This is a genomic window from Microbulbifer sp. TYP-18, from assembly GCF_040932045.1.
Taxonomy (GTDB): Bacteria; Pseudomonadota; Gammaproteobacteria; order Pseudomonadales; family Cellvibrionaceae; genus Microbulbifer.
The window spans coordinates 1-2,924 of sequence record NZ_JBFRBC010000066.1; the positions used below are offsets into that span (position 1 = coordinate 1).

The window sequence follows — 2,924 nt, forward strand, 5'->3', positions numbered from 1 at the left end:
ACCAACGCGGTTACCAAAAGCGTCAAGACGAACACCTATAGCCGCAATACGTCTTCCGATGGCGACAGTTATACCTCCGTCTTCTACTCGCAGACCGGCCTTTACAACCGCGAGGCGATCCGCAATATCGCCCTGCAGTTGACCGATGCCGCCAACGACGAAACCCTGATCGCCCACCACGCCAGCTACAACGCCTTTGGTGAGACTGTGGCGTCGATCGACAACAACGGCAACACCACCCTGTACGAATACGACCAGCGCGGCAATCTGGCGAAGGAGCTGAAGCCGGAAGCGGACGTCTACACGGAGCAGATGACCAGCTTCCGCGCCCACACCGCTACCGAATACGGGGTGAATGCGTTTGGTGAAGTGGTGATGGAAAAAATGGGTGCGGAAGCTGCGGCCAGTGCGACCACCGCGACCAGAAATGCCGTGACCGCCTACAACGTCCAGCATGAGCAAATTTACCTGCAGGATTACCAGGCGGGCTTGTTGATGGCCAGCCAGGACGGTGTGGGGGATTACGACAGCCAGGTCTACGACCAGGCCGGCAACCTTAAGGGCAGCAGCCAACTGGTGTACCGCGCCAACGCGCGCGGCAACGGCACCAGTGCGCTTTACTACCAGGTGGCCTACCACTACGACGCCAACAACCAGCTGGTGCGGATGAACCGTTTCCAGGACGGCAGCCAGGCGATCGACTATGGCTATAGCGCCTCAGGCAAGTATGACGAGTGGGATTACGACGAGTTCGGCAACCGCATTCGCCATCGCAACGCCCTCTACGGCGACACCAACCATGTGCTGTATTCCAGCTTTAACAGCGGCGGCACCGTCAGCGACAGTGGCACAGTGGGTCAGGAAAGCTACCGTTACGACGGCATGGGCCGGGTGCTGCAGTACAAGAGCTACAACGGCAGTATCACCGATTACGCCTACGCCTGGAGTGATGCCGTGGCGCGCAATGTTCTGGCCGCGGATGGCCAGCAGGCGCAGGGCCCGGCAGATGAGGTGCAGCTGGGGGGTTATATCACCTCCATTGCCAAGTCCGGAATGGGCGGTGTGGTGGACACCGACTGGAATCAGTCCTCCCGGGAGGATGTGATCAGCGACGCCGTCGACTACTTCGGCAAAGCCGTTTGGCATGACGACCTCGGCGGCCACCGTATTGAGTACGCCTACAACTACGCCGGCTGGCTGTCACGCCAGACCGGCAATACCGCTAAGAGTGGCGACGGCACCTGGGAAGCGCGCAACAACCAGGATATACGCTTTACCTACTACCACAACGGCAATCTGTTCCGCACCTACGACTACGGCAACAACGGTCTCGCCGATGGTGACCAGACTGCCGCCAACAGCGATATCGCTCCCGCCGTCACCGAATACCGCTACGACAAAGCGGGCAACCGCACCGGCGAACTCTATTATCGCTCGCATGACCTCTACAACAACCTCGGCCGTGTGGTGTACCAGCACAGTACGGCCGAGTATGACGAGCAAGGGCGTATTATCAGTATCGAGGGTTACGACGAATACGGTAACGCCTACCAGATCGACTACACCTTTGATGCCTTCAGTAACCGTCGCAGTGTTTCCAGTGTGTATAACGGCCGTTACGTCGACAACCTCGACGGCACTATCGACGGCAGGACCCAGTCGTTCTACTACACCTACGACAGGAACAACCGTTTCACCCTCACCCTCGGCGAGTTCGAGAACGGCCAGATTGTCCTGGGTAAAACCGGCACCGCCATTACCTACAATGGCCTGGACCAGCGCTACCTCGCCACACGCGCCAGTGACGGCAGCATCCGCGAGAAGTACGCCTACGACAGCAACGGCCGTCTCACCACGGTACATATCGACCAGGGCAGCGGCTTTGTCCTGCGGGCCAGCCGCATCAACAATGATGCCGGCCAGGTCACCGCCTACTACGAGTACGATTCCAGCGGCACCCTCTACAGCCGAACCAAAAACTACCACAATGCCGACGGCACCCTGCTCGGCAACGAAACCCAGCGCTACAGCGAGAGTGGTGTGGCAACCGATGAGGTCACCCGCAGCCGTAACACCTTTCTCGGGGATGGTGAGACAGTGAGTACCAGCGTCACTCACGCCTACCCCGAAGATGGTGGCGCGGCCACAGTGACGACCCTCTACAACAGCTACGAAAAGTGGGACACCTACAAGACCAAGTCTGTGGTGATCAGCGCCGACAACAAAGACCTGCACCCCAAGCAGCGGCAGAGCTGGGAGAATGGGGAAGCCTTCTACACCTACGATTCAAATGGCCATATCCGCCGCGTCTACGATGTTGAAGGCCAGCGCGCCATCGCCTATGTGACTGATAAGGAAGGGCGCACCCTGGTGCGCGAAGAGATCAACGACAGTGGCCAAAGCAGCTACGGTCGCGAGATGCGCCACTTCTACTACTTCAACGGCCATGCGGTGGGTGATGTTGGCAACGACCGGGTGCCCAGCCGCTACGACTACGTCAAAGCCCTGGCCCAGGCCGAAGGTGCCGGCAATCGCCACTCCCACAGCAACGGGGACCATGTTCAGGCGGTGCAGTCTGCGGACTTTGACCAGAACTTCCAGCCGATCAACCCCAACTATCCGGCCTCCAGCTACACCAGCTACGAGGCCCAGGGTGGCGAAACCCTGCAATCCGTGGCCGCCATGCTCTGGGGGGATGCCAGTCTCTGGTACCTGCTGGCCGATGCCAACGGCCTGACCGGCACCGAAACTCTGACCAAAGGGCAGCGACTTGAGCTGCCCAATGTGGTGACCAATATCCACAACAACAGCGACACCTTCCGCCCGGTGGATGGTGCCCTGCAGATGGGCGATACTGCCCCGACCCTGCCGGATGTACCGCCGCCACCACCGGTGGATAGTGATGACGGCTGTGGTGCGCTGGG

At 59.8% G+C, this 2,924-nt stretch carries 1 protein-coding gene; it reads left to right on the forward strand.

Features of this window, described 5'->3' with window-relative positions; genetic code table 11:
- A partial coding sequence (locus ABVT36_RS18800; RefSeq protein WP_368457930.1) for a hypothetical protein occupies positions 1-2,924 on the forward strand: 2,924 nt, incomplete at both ends.